The sequence below is a fragment of the Methylomonas koyamae genome, from assembly GCF_006483455.1.
GTDB lineage: Bacteria > Pseudomonadota > Gammaproteobacteria > Methylococcales > Methylomonadaceae > Methylomonas > Methylomonas koyamae_B.
Window position 1 is genome coordinate 21,662 of sequence record NZ_PPPU01000006.1, and the last position, 24,321, is coordinate 45,982.

Here is a 24,321-nt window from a genome sequence, read left to right on the forward strand (position 1 = left end):
GTGGCGGACTGGATTGGAGTCGGTTACTTGCTGGATTTGATAAACTCGCGCGCGACTTCGAAAGCATGCTCGAAGTGCAAAAACAGCGCCTGATCGCTTTCCAGCATACGTTTCAGCAAGCGGCTTTGCGCCTGGTACTTGATGTTGCCTATCGCCAATGCGCCAATGCCGACTGCGCCGCTGACCGAACCGGCAATCGGTTTGCCGTTGTCGAAGGCGTCGACGCCGGCAATACCGGACGGCGGGACCGCGTTGACGTCGGCCGCGACTTTCAGTTGCGGAGCGCTCGCGATCATTTCGGCACTGAGCAGTTCGATGCCGGCGGCACCGGTAGCAAAGACGACGTCTGCGGTTTTGATGTACTCGGCTTTGTCGGAATCAGCACCGGCGGCAATCGAGATTTTGCCGTCACCGAATTCTTCGCTGCACAACTCTGCGGTGCGCTCGGCTCTATCCAGTTGGCGGCCGATAATGCGAACGTTGGCGCCGGCCTGGGCGGCGATCACCGCCGCAGCTTGGCCGACCGGGCCGGTGCCACCCAATGCCAGAACATTCTTGCCTTCCAGCGTTGTGCCGAATTTTTCGGCCAATTCTTTTTCGACCGCGGCTACCATGCCGGCAGCAGTGGTGAATGCCCCGCTGGGGTCGGCGAAAACCGAAACTTCAAATGGCGGAACCATGGAATTTTTCGCCATTTTCAGCATGTCCATGGCTTGTTTGGTTTCGCGGCCGCCGATGAAAATGGCGGTGCGTAACAAGCCTTTCGGACTACGCGAGAAAATAGCGTCTTGAACCAAACCCCGGACTTCGCTCGGTTCGACGTTGATATACGGCACCGCTGAAATCCAGCCAGCATCCATCGCCATATTGACGTCGAACGGGCTCAGGTTTTTGGCTGTAGTCAGCATGTGTAGGATAAAGGGTTTTTCCATGGTGGCCTCTTAATTTTTGATTAGCCGGTAAGTATAAAAGAAAAGGCGAAACGATAACAATTTTAGGCTAATTGCAGAATTGCGCCTTATTTCAAGCGGGCTGGGACGTGCGGCTCGATGATTTGATACATCAATTGGTGCATCTTCGGGTTGCCGGTGATGATGTTGCCGGACTGTAAATATTTGTCGTTAAAAGAAAAGTCGGTTGCGACTCCGCCGGCTTCCTGCACCAGCAACACGCCGGCGGCAATGTCCCATTCTTTGACGCCGATCTCCCAGTAAGCGTCCAGCCGGCCGCAGGCCACATAAGCCATGTCCAGCGCGGCGGCTCCGGCGCGGCGAATGCCGGCGGCGTCGGCGCATACTGCCTTGAACATGCCGAGGTAAGGTTCGATGTTGTCCATGGTCTTGAACGGGAAGCCGGTACCGATCAACGCGCCGCGCATCGTGTTCTGTTTGGTAACCCGAATGCGCCGATTGTTCAGCATTGCGCCGCCGCCGCGTTCGGCCGTGAACAGTTCGTCGCGGGTCGGGTCGTAAATAACGCCGATCTCTAATTTATTCTTGTTTTTCAAGGCGATCGAAACGGCATAGTGCGGAAAACCGTGTAGGAAATTGGTGGTGCCGTCTAACGGGTCGATAATCCAAGTGTAATCGTTGCCTTTGGCCTCGCCGCTTTCTTCCGCCAGGATGCCGTGGTCGGGGAACGCGGTGCGAATGACTTTGATGATTTCCTGCTCGGCTGCCCGGTCGACTTCGGAGGCGTAGTCGTTGCGGCTTTTTTGGTCTACGGTGAGCTTTTCGATATTGAGTGAGGAGCGTTGGATCAGATCGCCGGCGTTCCGCGCTGCGCGGACGGCTATGTTGAGCATTGGATGCATAGTCGAATTGAAAATGAGCAGTTGGAAAACCTCGATAGAATAGCAAATTTTGTTAGAATCGCGCCTTTTTAACCGCGGCAGGTGGGCATTGCTGTCTAATTTCAAAGTGGTTTTGGTGGAGACTTCCCACCCCGGCAACATCGGCGCCGTAGCGCGCGCCATGAAAAATATGGGTATGGACCAGTTGCGATTGGTCTCGCCCAAATACTTTCCCCATGCCGACGCCACCGCCAGGGCTTCCGGAGCCGACGATGTGTTGCGCCATGCCGGTTGTTTCAGCTCGCTGGCGGATGCTTTGGCCGATTGCCAGATTGTCCTGGGTGCCAGTGCCAGGGACAGAACCATCAGTTGGCCCAGCGTGACCGCGCGCGAGGCCGCCGAAACCTGGGCGGTAGCCGGCGACGTTGCGCGGCCGAATATCGCTTTGGTGTTCGGCCGGGAAAATTCCGGCTTGAAAAACCACGAACTGGATTTATGCCATTACCTTCTGCGAATTCCATGCAATCCGGAATACAGTTCGTTGAATCTGGCGGCGGCGGTGCAAGTAGTATGTTACGAGCTGTTTTTGGCCTCGGGGCAGTCATCCGCCAGTACGATCGGCGACCGCGGCGAAGAGCCTCTGGCAACGGCGGCGCAAATGGAAGCGTTCTACGAACATCTGGAGCAGACCATGGCCGATATTGGCTTCTTGCATCCCGAGCGGTCTCGGTCGATCATGCGGCGACTGCGTCGGATTTTCAACCGGACTCAGCTGGATACCAAGGAGCTGGATATCCTGCGGGGTATTCTGCGGTTCTCGCAAAACCATAACACCAAGTAGGCATATGTTCTCTCGACTAAAAGAAGATATCCAGTGCGTGTTCGCGCGCGATCCCGCCGCTCAATCGGTGTTCGAAGTCGTCACTACCTATCCCGGTTTCCATGCGGTATTGATTCACCGTCTCAGTCATGCTTTGTGGTTGCGCGGTTTTCGCTGGGCGGCGCGCTACGTTTCCTTCCTTGGTCGCTGGTTGACCGGAATCGAAATTCACCCCGGTGCGGAGATCGGCCGCCGCTTTTTCATCGACCACGGCATGGGCGTCGTCATCGGCGAAACCGCGGTCATCGGCGACGATTGCACGTTGTACCACAGCGTCACGCTGGGCGGCACCAGTTGGGACAAAGGCAAGCGCCACCCGACCTTGGGCAACGGCGTTGTGATCGGGGCGGGCGCCAAGGTGTTGGGGCCGATCGAAATCGGCGACGGCGCCAGGGTCGGATCTAACTCGGTGGTGGTGAAACCGGTGCCGCCCGGCGTCACGGTGGTCGGTATTCCTGCGCATATCGTCGATGCCAAGACCAGGCAGGATAAGGCGCGGCGCGATGCGATGGCGCAAAAAATCGGTTTCGATGCTTACGGCGCGACCGCCGACATGCCGGACCCGATTGCCAATGCCATCAATTTGATGTTGGATCACATCCACCATCTGGACCAGCAGTTGGATGAAATGCAGAAAGTCTTGAGCGACGCCGGTATCGATTGCCGCCGCCATCAAGTGCCGAAGCTGGACGATTGCGAAATCAAGGATCAACCCTAGTCCCAACCACCTTGCCCGACAGTGCGGTCGGGGCTTAAGCAAAGCTACGAAATGTCTCACAGACAAATACTTGACCAATTTAGTGGGTTTATTTATAGTCGCCTTTATTTTCATTAGTTTATTAAGGGGTTTGGCATGCGGCTCACGACAAAAGGGCGTTACGCGGTTACTGCGATGTTGGATTTGGCTTACCACAGCCAGTCCAATCCAGTCACGTTGACCGACATTGCGACTCGGCAAACCATTTCGCTGTCCTACCTGGAACAATTGTTCGCCCGCTTGCGTAAAGCCGGTATGGTCAAAGGGGTTAGAGGCCCGGGCGGCGGTTACACACTGAGCCGCGGCGCCCGCGACATCAATATTGCCGATATCATCGAAGCCGTCGACGAGCCGGTCGATTCGACCAAGTGCGGCGGCAAAGCCAATTGCCACAACGACCAGCCGTGTCTGACTCACGACTTGTGGATGGGACTGAGCGAACAGATTAGGGCCTATTTGAAAGAAATCAGTCTGGGGCAGTTGTTGGAACGTGAATTCGTAAGCGACGTTGCCAAACGCCAGGGCCGGCAAATCGAGCACGTCATCGAATTGCAGACACGCCAGGAAAAACGTAGCGCTTAATGATCTATTTCGATCACAACGCCACTACGCGGTGTGACGAGCGCGTGGTGGAGGCCATGGCGCCTTATTTGGGTGCCATGTATGGCAATCCTTCCAGTCTTTATAAGCTCGGGCGTTTCGCCCGCACTGCGGTCGATACCGCCAGAGAGCAATTGGCCGCACTGCTCGATGCACCCGCAGAGCACATTGTGTTTACCAGCGGCGGTACCGAAGCCAATGCCCTGGCTTTGACCAGTGCCCGCGGCAGGCGCTTGACGATTTCGGCGATAGAGCATCCGTCGGTATTCGAGAATGCCGCAGCCAACAGGTCGGCGCATTGCGACTTACGCCGTGTGACTGTTGCTAGCAATGGTCAGGTCTCAGTCGAGAGTTTGTTGGGTTTGGATTGGCAGCCGGGTGATTTTCTGTCATTGATGCTGGCCAATAACGAAACCGGAGCCGTGCAGCCGGTTGCCGAGGCGGTGCTGCGGCTGCGCGGTTTCGGCGTCAACGTCCATACCGATGCAGTGCAGGTGTTGGGTAAAGTGCCGTTATCGTTCAGGCAGCTTGGCGTTGCCCTGTTATCGGTGTCCAGCCACAAAATTTATGGACCTAAAGGTTGCGGGGCTCTGGTCGTCGCCGAAGATTTCAATCTCAGTCCGTTGCAGCGAGGCGGCGACCAGGAATACGGTTGGCGGGCTGGTACCGAAAATGTCGCGGCCATCGTCGGTTTTGGCAAGGCGGCTGAGTTGGCGAAAGCGGAGATGGTGGCGCGTTCGGCCAAGCTGGCGCAGTTGCGGCAGCGACTGGAACAGCGTTTAAAGACGATACCGGGTTTGGTGATTTTCGCCGAAACGGCGGAGCGATTGCCGAACACCGTGCAATTCGGGGTGGCCGGACTAAATGGCGAAATGCTGTTGATGCAATTGGATCAGCACAATATTGCCGTATCCAGCGGCTCGGCCTGTTCGGCGGCGTCCGGCGAAATCAGCCCGGTTTTGGCGGCCATGGGCATAGCGCCCGATTTGGCCAAATCGGCGATACGGGTCAGTTTGGGCAAGGATAATACCGAAACCGAGATCGATCGCTTTGTCGAGGTGTTGAACGCCTCGCTGGAAAGACATCAGGAGATTTAATTCAATGAGCATTATCGTGACAGAGAGCGCCGCGAGGCAGATTCAGAAACAATTGCAAAAGCGCGGTTCGGGTGTGGGCTTACGCTTGGGAGTCAAAACGTCGGGTTGTTCCGGTTACGCTTATGTACTGGATTACGCCGACCAGGCCGAAGCCGATGACGTGGTATTCGACCAACACGACGTGAAAGTGCTGGTGAAGCAGGCGGATTTGGATAAATTGGCCGGTATTCAGTTGGATTATGCCAAGGAAGGTTTCAATGAAGCCTTCAAATTCAGCAATCCCAATGTCAAAGCGACCTGCGGTTGCGGGGAAAGCTTTTCAGTTTGAACGATTAAGGCGCCGGCGAGAACAGACCGGCGCCGCCGGCGCTTATTTCATGTTGGCGCCGCAGTTTCCTTCCATTTTTTTGCCTTCCGCAGCTTTGTCGGCGGCCGGTGCGGGTTTGTTGCCGGCGCATTTGCCTTCGGTAGCGGCTTTAGTGTCAGTGCTTTTTTTCATCATTGCCGCGCCGCATTTGCCTTCGCCGCAGGCGCCGTCTTTCATCTTGTCGGCGCCGGCTTCAGGTTTGGCTTCGGCAGTCACCATATAACCCGAACTCAATTCTGACAACGCAAACGGGTTGCTGTCGGCTTGCGCAATGCCGCCGGCCAGAGTGGGCAGTAAACTGGCGCCCATCGCTACGGCTAACGGGGTTTTGCTTAATTTTTTCATAGTATCTCCAGTGGTAAAGCTTGTCTTTATTGGATGGCTGTTAGCCGGAAACTCGACCTTACGGCTCGGGCTCTTCGGTAATATCACAAAAAAGCCCTGCAAAGTAAAGACGAGTGGATTGCCGTTAACAGCAGTATACTTGGGCCGGTAAAATTGCTGATCCATCGGATGCCGAGACCATATTCGTCGCAGTTATGACTGAAAACAGACCAATACAACAGTTGGGGGCCGAAGTGTTGCGTCAACAGGCCGCGCCAGTTGACGACTTTAACACCCGCGAGTTCCACGAACTTATCGAAAATATGCGAAGTGCCATGCTGGCCGCCAACGGTGTCGGCATTGCCGCGCCGCAATTGGGCGAGTCCAAGCGAGTTGTCATCGTGGCCTCGCGACCGACTGCCCGCTATCCGCTGGCGCCGGAAATGGCGCCGGTGATAATGGTTAATCCGAGTTTCGACGTGGTGGACACCACGATGGTCAAAGATTGGGAGGGCTGTTTGAGTGTGCCCGGCGTCAGGGCCTTGGTGCCGCGTTACCGCGCGGTTGCCGTGGAGTTCTGCGACGAATCAGGATTGCCTCGCCGGTTGACGTTGGCCGATTTTCCGGCACGGGTGTTCCAACACGAGTTCGACCATTTGCAAGGCTTGGTTTACTTGGATCGAGTGGAAACCAACCGCGATATTATTTCCGAAACCGAGTTTTTCAAACGGCTGGCCGGTCAGGAGCTCGCGGTATGAGGTGGTTTGAGCTTATTTGCGGGATGGCGTTGAGTTTTGCGACTCACGCTGGGCCTTTGTTGAAAGTGGAGCAAGTAGCTCCCGGCATTTATCTGCATCTATCGGAACATCACTGGCCGGACCGCGAAAACCATGGCGAAATCGCCAACATCGGTTTTATTGTCGGCGATCGTTGCGTCGCGGTGATCGACAGCGGCGGTAGCCCGCAGCAGGGCATCGCCTTGCGCAATGCGATCAAGCAAGCCACGGCAAAGCCGGTGTGTTATGTGATCAATACCCATGTGCATCCCGATCATATTTACGGTAATCGGGCTTTTAAAGAGGCGGGGGTGCAATTCGTCGGCCACCATAAACTGGCCCGGGCCATGGCCGCCCGCGGCGACCATTATTTGAGCCGGGCCGCCGAACTGTTGGACATTCACGTCAACCAGGACAATATCGTGCCGCCGGATTTGCAAGTCAAGCAGACCATGACGTTGAATTTGGGGAATCGAGAATTGCTGTTGACGGCTCATCCCAGTGCCCACACCGATAACGATTTGAGCGTTTACGATAAAACGACCGACACGCTTTGGTTGGCGGATTTATTGTTTCTGGAACACATCCCGGTCATCGACGGCAGCATCAAGGGTTGGCTCGCCGAATTGGAGAAACTGCAGAAAAATAGCTATAAGCTGGTGATTCCGGGGCATGGGCGTCTGGTTAAAGACTGGCCGGCGGCAATGTTGCCGGAGAAAGCCTATTTGTCGGAGCTGGCTACCGAGATCCGCGCCATGGTCAAGCAGGGTAAGACCTTGGAGCAGGCGGTGGAGCAGGTCGGCCTAACCGCTAAAAACCGTTGGCAGTTATTCGAGCAATTCCATCGCAAGAACGTGACGACGGCGTTCGCCGAGTTGGAATGGGAAGATTAAATCTATCGGGAGATTGATACATGCATAAGTTTGTACAGATAGTGTGTTTGAGCTTGGCGATGGTGCTGGCCGCGCCCGGCGCTCGTGCAGAAGGCGACGATGAAACCTGGAGTACGGTTTTGAAAAGCCAGTTTTTCTCCGGCAAAACGATCGAGGAGAACAACGCCGTGATCGAATTGGATGCGCCTTACCGGGCGGAGGATCCGGCGATCGTGCCGGTCAAGGTGGTCAGCAAGTTCCCGCAAAGCAAAGACAAATACATCCGCAAAGTCTGGTTGTTTGTCGATAAGAACCCGTTTCCGTTCGTCGGCGAATTCGAGTTTTTTCCGGAAAGCGGCAAGGCCGACTTGGCGATGCGGATACGGGTGAACACTTACAGTAATATCCGGGCCATCGCCGAAACCAACGACGGCAAATTGACCATGACCAAAAAATTCGTCAAAGCCAGCGGCGGTTGCTCCGCGCCGATAGGCGCCGACCTCGACGAGGCGATGAAGCGCTTAGGTAAGGTCAAGTTCAGAATCGACGACGGCTTCCAAGCCGGCCAGCCGGCGCAGACCCAGTTGATGATCAGCCATCCCAATTTGACCGGGATGCAGATGGACCAGATGACGCGTTTTATCCGGAAGTCGCATTTCATCGACCAATTGAAAGTCACGTTCAACAATAAACCGGTACTAAACGCCAAGATAGACATCGCCATCAGCGCGGACCCCAATTTCCGGTTTTATTTCGTCCCGGACAAGGCGGGAGAATTGAAGGCCGAATTTACCGATATTTCCTGCGAATCTCCGACCAGCCGCAATGTCTGCAGCAAAGGTAGCGGTTATTCGCAAAGTTACGCCGTGAATCCTTAACAACAGGGCGTCGCGTGCATATCAAGCTGATTTTGTTCGCCGTGCTGGCCCTGCTGGCTGCAAGCGATGTCTGGGCGATGCGCTGCGGACACCGCTTGGTTCAAGTCGGCGATTACAAGTCGGAAGTATTGGACAAGTGTGGCGAGCCCGATGCGGTGGAGCAGCGTCGGGCGATACGCGGTAGCCGCTTGCGTCATCCCTACGGTGCGCTCGAGATCGACCAGTTCGAAGAAGTGTTGATCGAAGAATGGACTTATAACTTTGGCCGGCGAAAATTCCAAAAGCTGTTGGAGTTCGAAGACGGCGAGTTAAAGAAGATTCGCGATTTGGGATACGGTTATTAGCTGATCGAACTGGCCGGCAAGCGCGTCTTAACGCATTCGGTTTAAATCGGTGATGGCATCCACCACGATGCCGCTGCCGATTGCAATCATCAGAATATCGGACGCCACGCGAACCAATCTGTAACCCGCCGGCGAAGGGCCGGTGAGGTTTGGCGGTACTTCGTAATAGACTACGTCTCTAGGTAAAGGGCGGCCGATTGCCCACTTTTTCGCCTGTCCTGGAGGCAAGCAGCCATTGCGCTTTTTCTTTAGCCCAGGAGGGCAATCGGCGCTACGGTATTGTTGTTCGTAGTATTCTCGGATGCTTTCGCGATCTGCATCGCTAAATCGGTAGTGTTGATATGGTTTGGCTTCGCGTTCGCTATCGTTTAACAGGTCCTCGTCGGGTTGGTGTTGTATGGTTTTGGGGGCGTGCTCGCGATCGTGCTTTGCGTTTTTTGCAATCACGCAGGGTGTGGTTAGCAGGAGGACCGCGGCTAACAAGTGCGGTAATCGCTTTATCGTGTTTCGGGGTGCGTGCATGTGTTCGCTCCGTGTTGCAAAGGTATCGGACAAAGTGTTCGGTTTGGATTAAGATAGTCCAGTAGTCTGAGTGTGTGCCGTGTCGGTCAGTCCGGGCAATGATAGCTTTGGTTAACTAGCGGTAATTTTCCGGTTTGAACGCAAGGATAATATAAAAGCGCTAATGTATTTTTTCTTCCCTTTTCTGGGAAAAAGAATATAATTGTCGATTCGAGTATGTGGCAGTAACAAGCGCATTAACAATGTAGGGAGATAGTATGCTTATCTTGACTCGTAGAGTGGGAGAGACCTTGATGATTGGTGACGATGTGACTGTTACGGTTCTCGGGGTAAAAGGTAACCAAGTAAGAATTGGGGTTAATGCGCCCAAAGACATCTCGGTTCACAGAGAAGAAATTTACGAAAGAATTAAAAAAGAACAATCCGAAGCGGGAAGCGTTGAAGGTTGATGCAGTTTTAGGAGAGATGGCCGAGAGGCCGAAGGCGCTCCCCTGCTAAGGGAGTATGTGCCAAAAGCGCATCGAGGGTTCGAATCCCTCTCTCTCCGCCATTATTAAGTAGTAACAAGAAAATAAAGTTTGACACGGAGTTAAAAAAAAATAATAATAGGCGGCTCAATTAAGCGCCCGTAGCTCAGCTGGATAGAGTACTCGGCTACGAACCGAGCGGTCGGGAGTTCGAATCTCTCCGGGCGCGCCATTATTGAGAAGTTGAAAGATATTAATCCCCTGTAGCTCAGTCGGTAGAGCGGGTGACTGTTAATCACTAGGTCGGCGGTTCGAGCCCGTCCGGGGGAGCCAAATACATAAAGGGCTTGCAGCGATGCAAACCCTTTTTTTGTTTGGGGGCCCGGTGAGGCAATTGTTTACAAATTTCCGTTATCGTTGATAGCTAAAACCCCATGGTTTTTTCAACTCCGCATTTGCCGGGGCAATATTGGGGTTTGCCGCCATTTTGTGCCGGACAGTAAGCAGATGAATGCGCTAGAGACCTCCGATAGTTTTGGGGCAAACCTATGTCCGGCATTGGCAAGCGATTTTATGACGTCGGCGCAATGCAGAATTTCTACCGCAAGTCCTGGCCGAGACTAATCCGGCGTCGCGCTTATATCAAGCCGCCATATCGGTATTGCTATAGCGGCGTTTCAGACCCTCGGGCGGATTGCCGTTGACCAGTTTCACCTTATCACGCTTGATATCGCGAAAACCCGGCGTGAAACCGCACTTTAGCCGGGTCACCCGCGGAGCCAGTTTCCAGCGGCGAATATCGGACCTTGGCTATCCGGTACGCAGGCAATATTGATTCCTCCCCCAGCGCTACAAAAACCCATTACTGTTTTTCAAAGGCGTTTAAGCTTCTGGGAGGCGATTTCAAACTTAGCGATTGACCACTCAGCTCACCCTAGCGCGTAAAGTCTTGGCGGCCGCGACCATGGCGGCCAGCGCCGGCCTTACTTCGTGCCATTGGCGGGTTTTCAGGCCGCAATCCGGGTTGACCCATAGTTGCGCGGGCGGGACACGTTCGGCGGCGGTGCGCAGGCGTTGTTCCATTTCCTCGGCCGCCGGGACGTTGGGACTGTGGATATCGTACACGCCGGGGCCGATGTCGTTCGGGTAGCGGAAATCGGCGAAAGCTTCCAGCAGTTCCATGTTGGAGCGCGAGGTTTCGATGGTAATCACGTCGGCGTCCAGATCGGCGATCGCGGCGATGATGTCGTTAAACTCCGAATAGCACATGTGGGTGTGAATCTGGGTGGCGTCGTCCACGCCGGAAGCGGCTATGCGAAACGCCCGCGCTGCCCACGCCAGATAGGCCGGCCAGTCGGTGCGGCGTAGCGGCAAGCCTTCACGGAAGGCCGGTTCGTCGATCTGGATGGCGCGGATGCCGGCCTTGTCCAGGTCGGCGGCCTCGTCGCGCACCGCCAGCGCCAGTTGGTAGGCGGTGTGCTCCCTGGGCTGGTCGTCGCGCACGAACGACCAGTTCAGCAGCGTCACCGGCCCGGTCAGCATACCCTTCACCGGCCGGTCGGTCAGGTATTGGGCGTAGCGGCTCCAGGCCACCGTCATCGGTCGGGGCCGGGCCACGTCGGCATGGATGATCGGCGGTTTGACGCAGCGCGAGCCGTAGGATTGCACCCAGCCATGGCCGGTAAACAAAAAGCCGTCCAATTGTTCGCCAAAGTATTCGACCATGTCGTTGCGCTCCGGCTCGCCGTGCACCAGCATGTCCAGGCCCAAGGTTTCCTGTTCGCGGATGCATTGCTTGATCTGGCGTTCGATGAAGGCGCTGTAGTCCGCTTCGCTCAGGTCGCCGCGTTTGTATTCCTGCCGGGCCTTGCGGATTTCCGGGGTTTGCGGAAACGAACCGATGCTGGTGGTCGGAAATGCCGGCAGGTTAAGCCGGTGTTGCTGCAAGGCTTTGCGCACCGGAAACGGGCTGGCGCGCCGGTCCAGATTCGGCGCGGTATTCGCCAGCCGGCCGCGCACTTCGGCATTGCCCGTTTGGCTGGCGGCGCGGCGGTCGGCCAGCGCCGCTTGCGCCGTACCCCATTCCGGTTGGGCGGCGTCCACGCCTTCTTCAAGCGCCAGCCGCAACAGTTCCAGCTCGGTCAGTTTTTGCTTGGCAAACGCCAGCCACAGTTTTACCGACGGGTCCAGCGCGGTTTCCCGTTCCAGATCGATGGGCACGTGCAGCAGCGAGCAGGACGGCGCCAGCCACAGCCGGCCGCGAAACGCTTGCCGAGCGCGCTGTACCGTCGCCAACGCCGCCGCCAGATCGGCGCGCCAGACGTTGCGGCCGTCGATCAGGCCCAGCGACAGCAGCTTGGCGTCGCCGATGTTCGCCAGCACCTCGGGCAGTTGCTCGGCGCCACGCGTCAGATCGACGTGCAAGCCGGCCACCGGCAAACTGCAAGCCAACGCCGTATTGTCTCCCAGGCCGCCGAAGTAGGTTGTCAGCAGGATGTAAGGCGCCGGCCGTTGCAAGGTGGCGTAAGCCGCGGCAAAGGCTTGGCGCCAGTCCTCCGGCAGGTCCAAAACCAGGATCGGTTCGTCGATCTGCACCCATTCCGCGCCCAGTTCCGCCAAGCGTTGCAGGATTTGCGCATACACCGGCAACAGGCGCGACAGCAGTTCAAGTTTCTCGAACGGCGCGGCGGTTTTCGCCAGCCACAACCAGCTCAACGGTCCCAGCAATACTGGCTTGGGCCGGTAGCCCAGGGCCAGCAACTCGCGGGTTTCGTCGAACAGCCGGCTGCTGGACAGCGTGAAGGCTTGGTCCGGGGCCAGCTCCGGCACCAGATAGTGGTAATTGGTGTCGAACCACTTTGTCATTTCCAGGGCGCGGCAGGCCTCCCCGTCCGCGCCGCGGCCGCGCGCCATGCGGAAATACGTCTCCAGATCGACTTCGCCGCCGGCCCAGTTAAAGCGTTCCGGCACCGCGCCGAGCATGGCGCTGGTGTCCAGCACGTGGTCGTACAACGAAAAATCGCCGACCGGCAAGTAATCCAGGCCGCAACCGGCCTGCAAATGCCAATGCCGCGCGCGCAGTTCCGCGCTCAGCGCCAGCAGTTCGCCGCCGTTGATTTCGCCGCGCCAATAGCGCTCCAGCGCAAATTTCAGTTCGCGGCTTTTGCCGATGCGCGGAAATCCCAAGTTGTGAATTTTTGTCATGAATAAACGCCTATTGTTGAAGTTTTAACAGGCGTGGCATTGTAAAGAGGCTTTCTAATGAAGATAATCGATGATTATTCATCGATTTATGAGACTAACTCATCGATATGGAATTGATACATCTGCGCATCCTGCTGGCGTTGAAGCGCCAAGGCACCCTCAGCGCCGCCGCCGAAACCCTGCATTTGACCCAATCGGCGCTGTCGCACCAGATCAAAAACCTGGAACAGCGCCTGGGCGTGACGCTGTGGTACAAGCAAGGCCGCTCGCTGGTGCTGAGCCAGGCCGGCCGCTACTTGTCGGAAGTGGCCGAGTCGGTGATCGCCACCGTCGAGTCCGCCGAGAACCACCTGAGCCAACTGGCCGCCGGCAAAACCGGCAAACTCACCATCGGCATCGAGTGCCACGCCTGTTACGAATGGTTCCGCAACATCCTGCAACCCTATCTGCGCGCCTGGCCGGATTTGACCGTGGAAGTCACCTCGCGCTACCGCTTCGAGTCGTTCGAGGCCATCCGCCAGTACAAGCTGGACGCGGTGCTGACCTCCGACCCGCTGAACAACGGCCTGCTCAGCTACCAGCCGCTGTTCGATTTCGAGCTGGTGTTGATCGTCGCCGACAGTCATCCTCTGGCCGGTCGCGGGCAAATCCAGCCCGGCGATCTGCGCGGCGAAACCGTGCTGACCTACCCGGTGGCGCGCGAGCGGCTGGACATGTTCCGCAAAGTGTTGCAGCCGGCCGGCATCGAACCCGCCGCCCACATCCAGGTCGAGGAAACCGACATCATGCTGCAACTGGCCGCCGCCGGCCGCGGCGTCTGCCTGCTGCCGGAATGGCTGCTGGCCGACAAATCCGCCAAGCTAAACCTGACCGGCCTGCGCTTCGCCGGCCTGCCGTTAAGCAAAACCATGTACCTGGCCTGCCGGCACGAGGATGCCGAGTTGGAATATTTAAGTTGGTTGGTGGCGCATGCGGGTGCGGTGGTAGGGTGAGGAGTTTTAGATGTTAGATGGGAGTTTCCAGCGGATGTAAGTGGAGTGAAGGCTCGCGGAGTCCTGGGATGTCATCTGAAATAGATTGAACATCCCGAACTATTGCGAATATCCAATATCAACGGCACGGTTCTAAATAATGTAGCATGTGCCGACGCAAGGAGGCGCTTCTGTCGCGAACGGTGGGCCTGACGGCAGCACCCTATATTGCGCGCACCTTATGGCCTTGTCTCGGAAATTGAATAGCCAAAGCCTTAGATTGCGCATACACTGTGCGCATTAAAAATACGCGAGGAATAGCCATGCAACCGGCCGTTAACCCGACTACCCCCAAAAAAGCCGCCAATCTCAGTATCAACAGCGAGTTATTGAATCAGGCCAAGGCATTGCAGATCAATTTATCCGCCACGCTGGAGCGCGCGCTGACCGAAGCCATACGCGACAAGCAACGGCAGCAATGGCTGCAGGAAAACCGCCAAGCTATCGAAGACTATAACCAACGTATCGAAACCGAGGGCTGTTTCAGCGATAGCTTGCGGAGTTTTTGATGGCGCAGTTCACCCTGTACCGCAATACCAACCAGCAAACCCAGGGCCGCTATCCTTTTTTACTCGACGTACAGAACGATTTTCTCGATGCGCTGAAAACCCGGTTAGTGGTTCCTGCCATCAACCTATCCGGGCAGAAGCCCATCACCCATTTGAATCCGGTGTTTGAATACGAACAACAGCAATACCTGCTAGTGGTGCAGGAAATGGCGGCCATTCCCGCGAATAATCTGGGTGCCAAGGTGACGGAGTTGGTGGCATTGCGGAGCGAGATATTGGCGGCCGTGGATTTGTTGATTACGGGGATTTGAAAGACGCCCATAAACTCGCGGTGGCGGGATTGAAGGACAAGGCCTTACCACTCTTAGCCGTTCTAAAAAATGATCAGTTTCAAAACGCCGCCTTACGAAAAACTGGTCGGCGATTTAGCCGGGGCTTATTCCCGGCGCATCAATATTCAGCATAGTTTGATTTACCAAGTATTAGGCGGCGAGGAACAAGTTAAGGTTTTGCGGTTGTGGAGTCGTTATGAATGAGGTGGCGCTTATATTGGTTAGATGTGTAGCCTGGATGACGCGAAGCGGAATCCGGGGGTAAATTCTACGCTGGCTAGTCGTTTGGTGTCGCTATCGCGACGGCATTTTGAAGTCGGGTCTCGGCCCGACAGCCGAGGTACTTTTCTTTGCTTGTCCAAAGAAAAGTACCCAAAAGAAACGACACCCCATGCCGCTTTGATCCTGCGCTCCGAAGGGTTTGGACGGGGTTTTCGGAAGGGCTATCCATAGCCCTCCGAAAACGCGATGCATCCATGCATCGCCCCTGTCGGGCGAATCCGCCCAAACCCTCCGGTGCTCGGCGCGGCATCAGGGGAGAAAACCATCCCAGAATCGAAGGTTATAAACTCGGGATCTAGCGAAGCGTAATCGGACGCATGTTGTCCGGCTGTTTTCAAGAATAAATATCTGAAGACAAGTTAGTTTCGTGAATAGAGAACTCGGAGTTCATGTTGTTCATAATGAATCAGTTTTAATAAAAACCTTCAATTTATTTTCTATGAAAAATTTTACGAGGTTGATTTTGTAAAATATAACATTCGTCCGATTACGCTTCGCTAATCGGACCTACGCGGACTGTCATATTTTTTATATACGAAATCACCCACGATGTCTGAACTGTAGATGGTTTTTAAAGTTGGCTTTAGCTTTGATCGCAAACCAATTTTATAAGCAAAACTTGATAAATAACCTAGCATAGAATGGCAATAGCTTAGTCCATCAATACTAGAATTGTGTGTATCGGTCAATCCAGCTAGAGCTTTTATAAGCTCATCAAAGTCATCGAATAATGAGCGATTATGGCGTGTTTTATATGACTTGGACGGATTTTGCGGAATTGGGCATTCAATAACAGGTGTTATTTTGCCGCAACACTTAACTAATCTGTTTTTTGCAAATAGTATTGTTTCTGCTTGATCAATCGGGGCTGAATGCACAACTAAATCTCTATAGTCGCCCAAAGATTTTAGCCATCCAAGTTCACCTGTTATTGACAGCAACTCATTAACCAGTGGATCATCCTGTTTTGGAAGCTTTTTCACCTCTCTTAATAATGAGGACATGGTGGTTATCCGTTTGTTATTCTTGGCAGCAGACTCAATTATATAGCTTGAAATAAATTCAGCGAGAAAGTCTCTTAGTATGCATGCATCTATCAGAAATGTTTGAATAGCCAAATAACACAGCCATGTGAAATTGTCCTTGAACTTGATTTCGTTAACATGCTCGCCGCGCTCAATTACTGCCGTTAGCTGATCATGGTATCTGTCAGAAAGCTCTTTGATTCTCCATCCGCATACTCGTAACTGATGTGATATCCTGTTTGTTAAATCCCAAAGGTACCCATCTTTTATTCCATATGCGCTATTTCCTATTCGCCTCCATAACTCGGCGCTCTCTGCGTTACTCCATCTGTTAATGAAAGATTTGTTGTAGACTCTCCACTCTGGGAGGTCAGCGCCGTTAATCTGAAGTGAGTTGTCAATAAACTCTATCCCAATAATCTCTTGATTTAATGACTCTATAGCGCTGTAAACCAAGCTATATTGCGGAACTTTAAACAAATAAGAGTGTTTATTTGTAAGTGGATAAATTTCGCATTTAGGGCTGGCATCATTTATACAGCGTAACCCTCCTTTTAAATGCATAACTCTAATGGACGGCCATTCTTGATTCACTAGGCTTGTAATTCCTTATCTAAAGCAAAACGATCTGATATTTCGATAAAAAAATTTCAATAAATATTTTCTGCTATCAAACAACTTTGTAAGGTCGTAAAGCGTATTTGTAAGGTTTCAATAGGCGCAGCCGTATTGCGCCGTATGATGGCCTCCAAGCGTTCGGCACATAACGCTATCGCTAATGCGCCCTATAAAACCTCGCAAATATTAGTCGGTTTCGAATTTCACGGCGGGGTTTTTTCCCGTTATGCCGCGCCGAGCACCGGAGGATTTGGCGGGATTAGCCCGAGAGGGGAGCGGCAGGGATGCCGCTCGTTTTCGGAGGGCTAGGACAGCCCTTCCGAAAACCCTCGGCAAATCCTTCGGAGCGCAGGATACAAGCGGCATCCGGGTCGCCTTTTCTTTGGATACTTTCTTTTGGCGACGCAAAAGAAAGTATCGCGGCTGTCGGTCCGCGAACCGACATTAAAATCAAGCCGTCGCGCCAGCGACATCTTCCCCTCTCACCCCAACCAATTCTCTATCAACAAACCTGGCACGCGCTCGAATTCCCGCAAAGGCCGTAAGTCGCAATTGTAGGGCGTCAATAGGCGTAGCCGTATTGCGCCGTATGTTGGCCTTCAAGCATTCGGCGCATGACGCTATTGCTAATGCGCCCTACAAAACCTCGCAAATACTAGTCGGTTTCGAATTTCACGACGGGGTTTTCTCCCGTTATGCCGCGCCGAGCACCGGAGGATTTGGCGGGATTAGCCCGATAGGGGAGCGGCATGGATGCCGCTCGTTTTCGGAGGGCTAGGACAGCCCTTCCGAAAACCCTCGCCAAATCCTTCGGAGCGCAGGGAAAAAGCGGCATCCGGGTGTCTTTTCTTTTGGTTTCTTTTCTTTGGACAAGCAAAGAAAAGAAACCCGCCCGCCGGAGCGGGAACCGGCATTCAATCAAGCCGTCGCGCCAGCGACAACAACCCAATCAAGCCGCCGGATGCCTCTCGACATATTCCAATGCCGCTTTGGCCAGCAATCCGGAGCGGGTGTCGCCGAATCGCGCGGCGGCTTGGTCGATCGCTGCCAGCACCCGTTCCGGCAGCGTGATGTTGACCCGCTTGGCTTTGCCCGACAATTTGGATAAATCCACTTCGACGACCGCCCAAATCCAGCCGCCAAACTCCGGGTCGGCTTGATGCTTGGCAATCGGCGCGGCTTCCGGGATGGCTAGGCCGTCTTCTATGACCGTCTCCATCCATAATTCGATGGCCTCCTTAGCATTGGCTATCGCTTCGTCCAAACTGTCGCCGGCTGAAAAACAACCGGGCAAATCGGGCACCACGACGCCGTAGGCGTGGGTTTCGTCGCCGCTTTCTATCGCTATCGGGTATCTCATTTCAATCCTGCCTGCTTCAATAGTTTGTTGACCAGTCCGTGGCCCAAGTCCTTGCGCGGATGCGGCACGCTAATATGCCCAGGCTTGGATGGGTGACTACCAATTACTATATATTGTGAAAATTTTTATGAAAAAACACTGTATGTAGGTTTTTTGCCTTGACAAGCCGCATCCCTCTACCTAAACTCCCGCCCCGAGACGGTTCCCCCCGAAGGGGATTAAAAGGGAATCCGGTCGGCGCTTTTGCGTTTTTCGCATGATCGCCGGAAAGCCGGAGCTGCCCCCGCAACTGTAATCGGCGAGTCTTTGTTCAACGATGCCACTGGACGCGAGTCCGGGAAGGCTGAACCGAGGCGGCGACCCGAGAGCCAGGAGACCTGCCCTCGAAACTTCAATCAACCGGGAGCGGGGTGTCTCCGAGGACGATGGCAAGCGTTGCGGGTCGGGCGATTTCGGGTTCGCGCCGCGCGCCTTTCCGTTGCGGCTTCGCGCTTCCCGCCCAAAAGCAAGGAGAATCGCATGCAAACCGCCGCCGTCCGCGCGTCCGCCCATTATGCCCATGCCGGCGAAGCCGCCTCGTTACCCCCGCCGTTACCGCCGCACGCCGGCCTGGAAGTAATCCGCCGCAACCGCGCGGTGGTGGCGTTTCAGCCGGAAAAAATCGCCATTGCCATTACCAAGGCCTTTCTGGCAGTGGAGGGCCAGCATGGCGTCAACTCGGCGCGCATCCGCGAGCAGGTGGCGCAACTTACCGCCAGCGTGGTCGAAACGTTGACCCGGCGTTTGCCTGGTGGCGGCAGTGTGCATATCGAGGACATTCAGGATCAGGTGGAACTGGCCTTGATGCGCTCCGGCGCCCACGACGTGGCCCGCGCCTACGTGCTGTACCGGGAAAAGCACGCCGAGCAACGTGCCGCGCAACAACTCCAAGCAGATGACACGCCAGCCCTGCAGGTGGACGACGCCGGCCAACGCCGGCCATTGGATCACGCCGAGTTCACCGCCTTATGCCGCGAGGCGTGTGCCGGTTTGACCGGCGCCGATGCCGAACGGGTGTGGGCGCAAACCCTGCCCAATCTGTACGACGGCATGCCGCTGGCGGCGGTGCGCCAGGCGCTGGTGCTGGCGGCGCGCACTTTGATCGAAACCGACCCGGACTACGCCAGAGTCGCCGCGCGCTTGCTGCTCAGCAATCTGCGCCTGGAAGCGACCGGTACGGCCTGGACCCAAGCGGACATGCACGAACATTACGCCGGCTGCTTTGCCGAATTCGTCGCCGCCGGCGTGGCCGCCGAGTTGCTGGACCCGCGTCTGGCCGAATTCGATTTGGCGGTATTGGGCGCGGCCTTGCTGGCCGAGCGCGATCTGCAATTCGATTACCTGGGCCTGCAAACCCTGTACGACCGCTATTTCCTGCACATCGACGGTCGCCGCATCGAGCTGCCGCAATGCTTTTTCATGCGGGTGGCGATGGGGCTGGCCTTGAACGAGATCGACCGCGAGGCCCGCGCCATCGAGTTTTACCGGTTGCTGTCCAGCTTCGATTTCATGTGCTCGACGCCGACCTTGTTCAACAGCGGCACCCGTCATCCGCAATTGTCGTCGTGTTACCTGACCACGGTCTCCGACGATCTGGACGGCATTTACCAAGGCATCAAGGAAAACGCGCTGCTGCAAAAATACGCCGGCGGCCTGGGCAACGACTGGACACCGGTGCGGGCGCTGGGCAGCCGCATCAAGGGCACCAACGGCCACAGCCAGGGCGTGATTCCGTTTTTGAAGGTGGTCAACGACACCGCAGTGGCGGTCAACCAGGGCGGCAAGCGTAAGGGGGCGGTGTGCGCCTATCTGGAAAACTGGCATCTGGATTTCGAGGAGTTTCTGGAGCTGCGTAAGAACACCGGCGACGAGCGCCGCCGTTGCCACGATATGAACACCGCCGCCTGGGTGTCGGATTTGTTCATGCAGCGGGTGCGGGACAACGGCGACTGGACCTTGTTTTCGCCGGTGGACGCGCCGGACTTGCACGATCTGTACGGCGCCGCCTTCGCCGAGGCCTACCAAGCCTACGAAGCCAAGGCCGAGCGCGGCGAAATCCGATTGTACAAACGCATCGGCGCGGTGCAGCTGTGGCGCAAGATGCTGACCATGCTGTTCGAGACCGGTCATCCGTGGATTACTTTCAAAGACGCCTGCAACCTGCGTTCGCCGCAGCAACACGCCGGCGTGATTCACAGCTCCAACCTGTGCACCGAAATCACGCTGAATACGTCCGCCGACGAAACCGCCGTCTGCAACCTGGGTTCGGTGAATCTGCCGGCGCATTTGGTCGAGCGCGACGGCGTCTGGCAACTGGACGCCGACAAACTGCAACGCACCGTCGCCACCGCGATGCGCATGCTGGACAACGTCATCGACATCAACTACTACGCCACGCCCAAGGCCCGCAACGCCAACCTGCGCCATCGCCCGGTCGGCCTGGGGATCATGGGTTTTGCCGACTGCCTGCAGCGTTTGGGCGTCGGGCACGCCAGCGCGGAAGCGCTGGAATTCGCCGACCGTTCGGCGGAAATGCTCTGCTACCACGCCTACCGGGCTTCGGCGGATTTGGCCGAGCAGCGCGGGCGCTACAGTAGCTTCGCCGGTAGCTTATGGCAACAAGGTTTGCTGCCGCCGGATACATTGGAACGCTTGAGCGAAACCCGCGGCGATTTGGGTGTGCCCGCCGGCGGGCAACTGGATTGGCAGGCCTTGCGCCAGCGCATCGGCCAAGTCGGCATGCGCAATTCCAATTGCGTGGCGATTGCGCCGACCGCGACCATCGCCAACATCGTCGGCGTGTCGGCGTCCATCGAACCGGTGTATCAAAACCTGTACGTCAAATCCAATCTGTCCGGCGAATTTACCGTGGTCAATGCCGCGCTGGTGCGCGAGTTGAAGGCGTTGGGCTTGTGGGACGAAGTGATGGTGGCCGATTTGAAATATTTCGACGGCTCGCTGGCGGCCATCGAGCGGGTGCCGGCGGAGGTCAAGGCGCGTTACGCCACGGCGTTCGAAATCGACCCGGAATGGCTGATCGAAGCTGCCGCCCGCCGCCAGAAATGGATAGACCAGTCGCAGTCGCTTAACCTGTACCTCGCCGCGCCCACCGGCAGCAAGCTGGACCGCCTGTATCGGCTGGCTTGGCAACGCGGCTTGAAGACCACCTATTACTTGCGTACTTTGGGCGCGACGGCGATGGAGAAAACCGGCGGTGCCAGCGATTATGGTTCGCAAGCTTCGCGCGGGAACCCGAAGGAGGACGCTCCGGCGTCCGGAACCGCGGAGCGGTTCGAGCTGCATTCCCACGCCGAGCGTGGGAACGATATGAAAGTCTGTTCGATTGCCGATCCGGATTGCGAGGCCTGCCAATGAAGGCCGGGTTAGCATTCGACGATTGGGATTTGCCGGTCGCGCCGGCTGCCGACGCAGGCGTCGCCAGCGCCGTGCAGCGGACCGATTCGGCCTTGCCGCCGATCGAGGCCGGGCAGAAGCGGGTGGTCAACGGCCAGGCCGACGTCAACCAGTTGGCGCCGTTCAAATACCCGTGGGCTTGGTCGTTTTTCCTGAACGCCAACCGCAACCACTGGACGCCGCTGGAAATCTCGATGGCGCAAGACCTGCACGATTACCAGCACGCGCTGACGCCGGCCGAGCGCCACGTGTTCGAGAACGTGCTGGCCTATCTGACCACCTCCGACATTCTGGCGATGCGCAACATCGGCCTGGCGGTGATGGAAAAGATGAGCGCGCCGGAACTGCAAATCTACCAGGCCCGGCAAGTCTACGAGGAAGCGCTGCACACCTGGACCTACCAGCACTGCATCGAAACCCTGGGGCTGGACCAGCGCGAAATCTACAACCGCTACCGGGTGGTACCGGAAATCCACGCCAAAATCGCGCTGGCCAACCGCCGCCTGCACGGCGTGCTGCAATCCGGGCGGCCGTTGACCGACCGTGAGGCGCTGCACGAGTTTGCCATGGCCTATCTGTTTTTCGCCGCCGTGTTCGAGGGTTGCTGGTTTTACAATGGCTTCAGCCCGGTGTTTGCCTTGCAGCGGCGCGGTTTGATGAAGGGCGCCGCCGAGCAGCTCCAGTTCATCATGCGCGACGAAGTGCTGCATTGCGCCTTCGGCATCCGCGTAGTACGGCAGTTGCTGGAGGAAGAAAACCTGGCATTGGACCCGCAAGCGCTGCGGCAAATGTGGGACGAAGCCGAAGCCGCCGAAGCGGCCTATGCCGGTTACATCCTGCGCCAGCCGATTCTGGGCTACAACGCCGGCTTGCACGTCGAGCAATTCCGCTACGTCGCCAACCGCCGCGCCCGGCAAGTCGGCTTGGAGGAGCCGTTTCCCGGTGCCGCTAATGTGCTACCGTGGCTGGACGAGCAGGCCAACCTGCGCAAGGAAAAAAACTTCTTCGAAACCCGGGTCACCGAATACCAGAGCGGCGGGGCGTTGGCGTGGGAGTGAGCGACTGGGGCGCTTCCGCGACGGGCAAATCCGCTTGCGCCCGGCGGACATGCAAAGAGGGCTTATGGCGAGCAGCATAACTACCGATAGCGAGGGCAAACCCAAACAGTGCCCGCGCTGCCGGCGCCATTTCGGCTGTAACGCCAACAACATTCGTCGTTGCGAGTGCGTCAGTGTCGAATTGTCGTCCGACGCGCGCAACAAGATTCGGCAGCTTTATAGCGATTGTCTCTGTCCGTTTTGCTTGCGGGCGTTGCAGGGCGGTATGCAGGTCTGGCGGATTACGGGTCAAGTACACCAGGCCTCGACGATTCGGATCTCGTGCCGGCCGCCGGCCAGCTCTCCCGGCGGATGAATCTGCCAGGGCCATTGGCCGATACATGCGGCGTCGGTTTGAAACCCGTGCAGCAGGCTACGGTAGTCCATCCGGCCGGTCAGGGTGTCATGGCGGTCGAAGTGGCGGTCTTCGACTTCGGTGATCAGGCAGATCGGCACTTGCCATGCCTGCAACCAGCGTAGATGGGTTTGCACCAGTTCGCGGCCGAAGGCCTCGAGCAGATTTTCGTCGGTTACTCGCGAGGCCAAGTAAGCGATCGGTAATACCGGCAATTGCGTCAGGCAATTCACCGACGCCACCCAATCCGGCGGTATGTCGAGTTGTGGTAACGCCGGGTGCGATAACAATTCGGCGGGTGGCAAGCGGCGGTGTTTGGCCAACCAGTCGACGATACCGGTAACGTCGTGAGGACAGCAATGCACGCGTTGCGGCCAGCGTCTGCTGAGTCGCCGAGCGCCGGGGCCGAAGCAAATGTCCAATAACACGAGGCGATCGAATTGGTCGAGCAACTCGGCCACCGGCAGGTCGTGGACGCTACCGCCGCCGACGATCAGTGCGCAGGCACGATTCGGCCCGGCGCGTTCGGCGGCGTTCAGCAAGGCGGCACGGGTGGCGGCCAAATGCGCTTGCCAAGCTTTGCGGCAGCGGCGGTGGCGGGTTTCCAGCGCCGCGGTCTCGCCGGCATAACCTAGTCGGCGGGCGCCTGGGCTGGTCGCGCGGGTACCCAAATAGTGAATGAACTCTGAGATCATGGAAATCCGATGGTTAGTCGAAAGCCGGCCCATGGCGGTTTGGTCGAGGTTTGTCCGCTAAATGCCGGCCATGCACGGAAAGCTTGGCCGTTTTTGTGACGCTTACCGCTTTCTGTCGTTAATTTTTCGGTTTGTACTGCTAAACATTATGGCATCTGTGATTGCGGTCAAGGTTTTTGGTCCCGGCTGCTTCTATAACTAACCCCGAACTATGAGCATTGGCTGGGCGATAGGGTTCCGGAGCGAATACCTGGCCCAGTTGGAAGCACAGTTCCCCCTCTTTAACTTCGGCCCCGTTGTTTCGGGGCTTTTTTTTGCGTTGGCGTCGGTAAATTCGTCGGTTCCGAGCGGCGGGAGGCCACGCCAGACAAGGGCTGGCGCCGCGTGCGACAAAACGTCGCAGTTTTTCTGGACAACGGTTTTTTTATCCCCTACAATGCGCCCACCTTGAGTAGGTAACCCGCTTCGCAAGAGCCGGAGCCTGCCATATGGGGGAGGGAGGAAAGCGACCAGCTTGCTGGTAGAACAACAATAACAAGCGCGAGCCATTAAACTGTCGGATTACCCGGCAGGCGTCCAACACATAAAAAATAGAACCGGACGAAGCCCACTTAGGTGGGCTTTTTTATGCGCGCAACATCGGCAACGGATCTGCCAGGCGCGACAGGTTGATTCGTGTCCGCC

The 24,321-nt window shown here is 56.5% G+C and carries 27 protein-coding genes, 3 tRNA genes and 1 riboswitch; of the genes, 20 read left to right on the forward strand and 10 right to left on the reverse strand.

Translation table 11 applies throughout. From position 1 onward, the window contains the following. Positions 1–23: 23 nt before the first annotated feature. Positions 24–932, reverse strand: coding sequence for an NAD(P)-dependent methylenetetrahydromethanopterin dehydrogenase (locus C2U68_RS02530; protein ID WP_140910943.1), 909 nt, complete (start codon positions 930–932; stop codon positions 24–26). Between the two features lie 86 nt (positions 933–1,018). Further along, on the reverse strand, positions 1,019–1,813 hold the full coding sequence (locus tag C2U68_RS02535) for an inositol monophosphatase family protein (protein WP_140910944.1): 795 nt from the start codon (positions 1,811–1,813) through the stop codon (positions 1,019–1,021). A gap of 88 nt (positions 1,814–1,901) precedes the next feature. Here C2U68_RS02535 and C2U68_RS02540 point away from each other — a divergent pair, with 88 nt between their 5' ends. The 5 genes from C2U68_RS02540 to C2U68_RS02560 all read left to right on the forward strand — a co-directional run bounded on the left by C2U68_RS02540 (position 1,902) and on the right by C2U68_RS02560 (position 5,454). Then, positions 1,902–2,633: an RNA methyltransferase gene (locus tag C2U68_RS02540; RefSeq protein WP_140910945.1), complete on the forward strand. Its 732-nt coding sequence runs from the start codon at positions 1,902–1,904 to the stop codon at positions 2,631–2,633. Between the two features lie 4 nt (positions 2,634–2,637). After that, a complete protein-coding gene (cysE, locus tag C2U68_RS02545; RefSeq protein WP_140910946.1) occupies positions 2,638–3,390 on the forward strand; it encodes a serine O-acetyltransferase in 753 nt (250 codons plus the stop codon). A 135-nt stretch (positions 3,391–3,525) separates the two neighbouring features. Continuing rightward, positions 3,526–4,011 (forward strand): Fe-S cluster assembly transcriptional regulator IscR, encoded by a 486-nt coding sequence (gene iscR / locus C2U68_RS02550; protein WP_140910947.1) that lies wholly within the window; start codon positions 3,526–3,528, stop codon positions 4,009–4,011. Further along, entirely contained in the window at positions 4,011–5,126 is a 1,116-nt protein-coding gene (locus tag C2U68_RS02555; RefSeq protein ID WP_140910948.1) for a cysteine desulfurase family protein, read from the forward strand. Before iscR ends, C2U68_RS02555 begins: the two co-directional genes overlap by 1 nt. Positions 5,127–5,130: 4 nt before the next feature. After that, complete coding sequence (locus C2U68_RS02560; protein WP_140910949.1) at positions 5,131–5,454, forward strand: HesB/IscA family protein; 324 nt, start codon at positions 5,131–5,133, stop codon at positions 5,452–5,454. A gap of 42 nt (positions 5,455–5,496) precedes the next feature. Here the strand turns inward: C2U68_RS02560 and C2U68_RS02565 are convergent, their stop codons facing one another. After that, positions 5,497–5,838: a hypothetical protein gene (locus C2U68_RS02565; RefSeq protein WP_140910950.1), complete on the reverse strand. Its 342-nt coding sequence runs from the start codon at positions 5,836–5,838 to the stop codon at positions 5,497–5,499. Between the two features lie 194 nt (positions 5,839–6,032). On the opposite strand from C2U68_RS02565, the gene def reads away from it, so the two are divergent. The 4 genes from def to C2U68_RS02585 are packed head-to-tail and all read left to right on the forward strand — an operon-like array spanning position 6,033 to position 8,687. Beyond that, a complete protein-coding gene (def, locus tag C2U68_RS02570; RefSeq protein ID WP_140910951.1) occupies positions 6,033–6,575 on the forward strand; it encodes a peptide deformylase in 543 nt (180 codons plus the stop codon). Next, positions 6,572–7,486 (forward strand): quinoprotein relay system zinc metallohydrolase 2, encoded by a 915-nt coding sequence (locus C2U68_RS02575; protein ID WP_140910952.1) that lies wholly within the window; start codon positions 6,572–6,574, stop codon positions 7,484–7,486. Before def ends, C2U68_RS02575 begins: the two co-directional genes overlap by 4 nt. A gap of 20 nt (positions 7,487–7,506) precedes the next feature. Next, positions 7,507–8,343 (forward strand): quinoprotein dehydrogenase-associated SoxYZ-like carrier, encoded by an 837-nt coding sequence (locus C2U68_RS02580; RefSeq protein WP_140910953.1) that lies wholly within the window; start codon positions 7,507–7,509, stop codon positions 8,341–8,343. A 14-nt stretch (positions 8,344–8,357) separates the two neighbouring features. Beyond that, the gene (locus tag C2U68_RS02585) at positions 8,358–8,687 is read left to right on the forward strand and encodes a DUF2845 domain-containing protein (protein WP_260839186.1); all 330 of its coding nucleotides are present in this window, start codon (positions 8,358–8,360) and stop codon (positions 8,685–8,687) included. 27 nt (positions 8,688–8,714) lie between these two features. Here C2U68_RS02585 and C2U68_RS02590 read toward each other — a convergent pair whose 3' ends face one another. Next, on the reverse strand, positions 8,715–9,134 hold the full coding sequence (locus C2U68_RS02590; RefSeq protein ID WP_260839187.1) for a DUF1236 domain-containing protein: 420 nt from the start codon (positions 9,132–9,134) through the stop codon (positions 8,715–8,717). Positions 9,135–9,466: 332 nt separating this feature from the next. Here C2U68_RS02590 and csrA point away from each other — a divergent pair, with 332 nt between their 5' ends. From csrA to C2U68_RS02610, 4 genes are all read left to right on the forward strand, one after another. After that, positions 9,467–9,658 carry a carbon storage regulator CsrA gene (gene csrA, locus C2U68_RS02595; protein WP_054758195.1) on the forward strand — a complete coding sequence of 64 codons (192 nt, stop codon included), beginning with the start codon at positions 9,467–9,469 and terminating at the stop codon, positions 9,656–9,658. 10 nt (positions 9,659–9,668) lie between these two features. Next, a tRNA-Ser gene (locus C2U68_RS02600) sits at positions 9,669–9,759 on the forward strand. Positions 9,760–9,831: 72 nt separating this feature from the next. Beyond that, positions 9,832–9,908 (forward strand) — tRNA-Arg (locus C2U68_RS02605). Between the two features lie 25 nt (positions 9,909–9,933). Continuing rightward, positions 9,934–10,009: transfer RNA gene (locus tag C2U68_RS02610), tRNA-Asn, on the forward strand. Positions 10,010–10,318: 309 nt separating this feature from the next. Here the strand turns inward: C2U68_RS02610 and C2U68_RS21485 are convergent. Both C2U68_RS21485 and metE read right to left on the reverse strand, forming a co-directional pair. Further along, entirely contained in the window at positions 10,319–10,447 is a 129-nt protein-coding gene (locus tag C2U68_RS21485) for a hypothetical protein (protein ID WP_260839188.1), read from the reverse strand. Positions 10,448–10,600: 153 nt separating this feature from the next. Then, positions 10,601–12,880 (reverse strand): 5-methyltetrahydropteroyltriglutamate--homocysteine S-methyltransferase, encoded by a 2,280-nt coding sequence (metE, locus tag C2U68_RS02615; protein WP_140910954.1) that lies wholly within the window; start codon positions 12,878–12,880, stop codon positions 10,601–10,603. Between the two features lie 107 nt (positions 12,881–12,987). Between metE and C2U68_RS02620 the strand changes: the two genes are divergently transcribed. The 4 genes from C2U68_RS02620 to C2U68_RS21490 all read left to right on the forward strand — a co-directional run bounded on the left by C2U68_RS02620 (position 12,988) and on the right by C2U68_RS21490 (position 14,956). Next, on the forward strand, positions 12,988–13,872 hold the full coding sequence (locus C2U68_RS02620) for a LysR family transcriptional regulator (RefSeq protein WP_140910955.1): 885 nt from the start codon (positions 12,988–12,990) through the stop codon (positions 13,870–13,872). Positions 13,873–14,174: 302 nt separating this feature from the next. Then, entirely contained in the window at positions 14,175–14,420 is a 246-nt protein-coding gene (locus C2U68_RS02625; RefSeq protein ID WP_140910956.1) for a type II toxin-antitoxin system CcdA family antitoxin, read from the forward strand. Further along, the gene (locus C2U68_RS02630) at positions 14,420–14,731 is read left to right on the forward strand and encodes a CcdB family protein (RefSeq protein WP_140910957.1); all 312 of its coding nucleotides are present in this window, start codon (positions 14,420–14,422) and stop codon (positions 14,729–14,731) included. Before C2U68_RS02625 ends, C2U68_RS02630 begins: the two co-directional genes overlap by 1 nt. Positions 14,732–14,800: 69 nt before the next feature. After that, positions 14,801–14,956: a type II toxin-antitoxin system YoeB family toxin gene (locus C2U68_RS21490; RefSeq protein ID WP_260839189.1), complete on the forward strand. Its 156-nt coding sequence runs from the start codon at positions 14,801–14,803 to the stop codon at positions 14,954–14,956. A 575-nt stretch (positions 14,957–15,531) separates the two neighbouring features. On the opposite strand, the gene C2U68_RS02645 is transcribed toward C2U68_RS21490, so the two are convergent. The 3 genes from C2U68_RS02645 to C2U68_RS21745 form a co-directional block, all read right to left on the reverse strand. Continuing rightward, positions 15,532–16,653: a hypothetical protein gene (locus C2U68_RS02645; protein WP_140910959.1), complete on the reverse strand. Its 1,122-nt coding sequence runs from the start codon at positions 16,651–16,653 to the stop codon at positions 15,532–15,534. A 973-nt stretch (positions 16,654–17,626) separates the two neighbouring features. Further along, entirely contained in the window at positions 17,627–18,037 is a 411-nt protein-coding gene (locus C2U68_RS02655; protein ID WP_140910960.1) for a type II toxin-antitoxin system HicB family antitoxin, read from the reverse strand. Next, positions 18,034–18,147, reverse strand: a complete 114-nt coding sequence (locus C2U68_RS21745; protein ID WP_140911167.1) for a type II toxin-antitoxin system HicA family toxin — start codon at positions 18,145–18,147, stop codon at positions 18,034–18,036. The genes C2U68_RS02655 and C2U68_RS21745 overlap by 4 nt, the downstream gene beginning before the upstream one ends. A gap of 72 nt (positions 18,148–18,219) precedes the next feature. Next, positions 18,220–18,437, forward strand: a riboswitch (cobalamin riboswitch). A gap of 119 nt (positions 18,438–18,556) precedes the next feature. Between C2U68_RS21745 and C2U68_RS02665 the strand changes: the two genes are divergently transcribed. The 3 genes from C2U68_RS02665 (at position 18,557) to C2U68_RS21750 (ending at position 22,903) form a co-directional block, all read left to right on the forward strand. Further along, entirely contained in the window at positions 18,557–21,451 is a 2,895-nt protein-coding gene (locus tag C2U68_RS02665; protein WP_140910961.1) for a ribonucleoside-diphosphate reductase subunit alpha, read from the forward strand. Next, on the forward strand, positions 21,448–22,548 hold the full coding sequence (locus tag C2U68_RS02670; protein ID WP_186289474.1) for a ribonucleotide-diphosphate reductase subunit beta: 1,101 nt from the start codon (positions 21,448–21,450) through the stop codon (positions 22,546–22,548). The genes C2U68_RS02665 and C2U68_RS02670 overlap by 4 nt, the downstream gene beginning before the upstream one ends. Positions 22,549–22,612: 64 nt before the next feature. After that, a complete protein-coding gene (locus C2U68_RS21750; protein ID WP_140910962.1) occupies positions 22,613–22,903 on the forward strand; it encodes a cysteine-rich CWC family protein in 291 nt (96 codons plus the stop codon). Here the strand turns inward: C2U68_RS21750 and C2U68_RS02680 are convergent. Next, a complete protein-coding gene (locus tag C2U68_RS02680; protein ID WP_140910963.1) occupies positions 22,837–23,637 on the reverse strand; it encodes a hypothetical protein in 801 nt (266 codons plus the stop codon). The two genes, C2U68_RS21750 and C2U68_RS02680, sit on opposite strands and share 67 nt — an antisense overlap. Positions 23,638–24,321 lie beyond the last annotated feature (684 nt).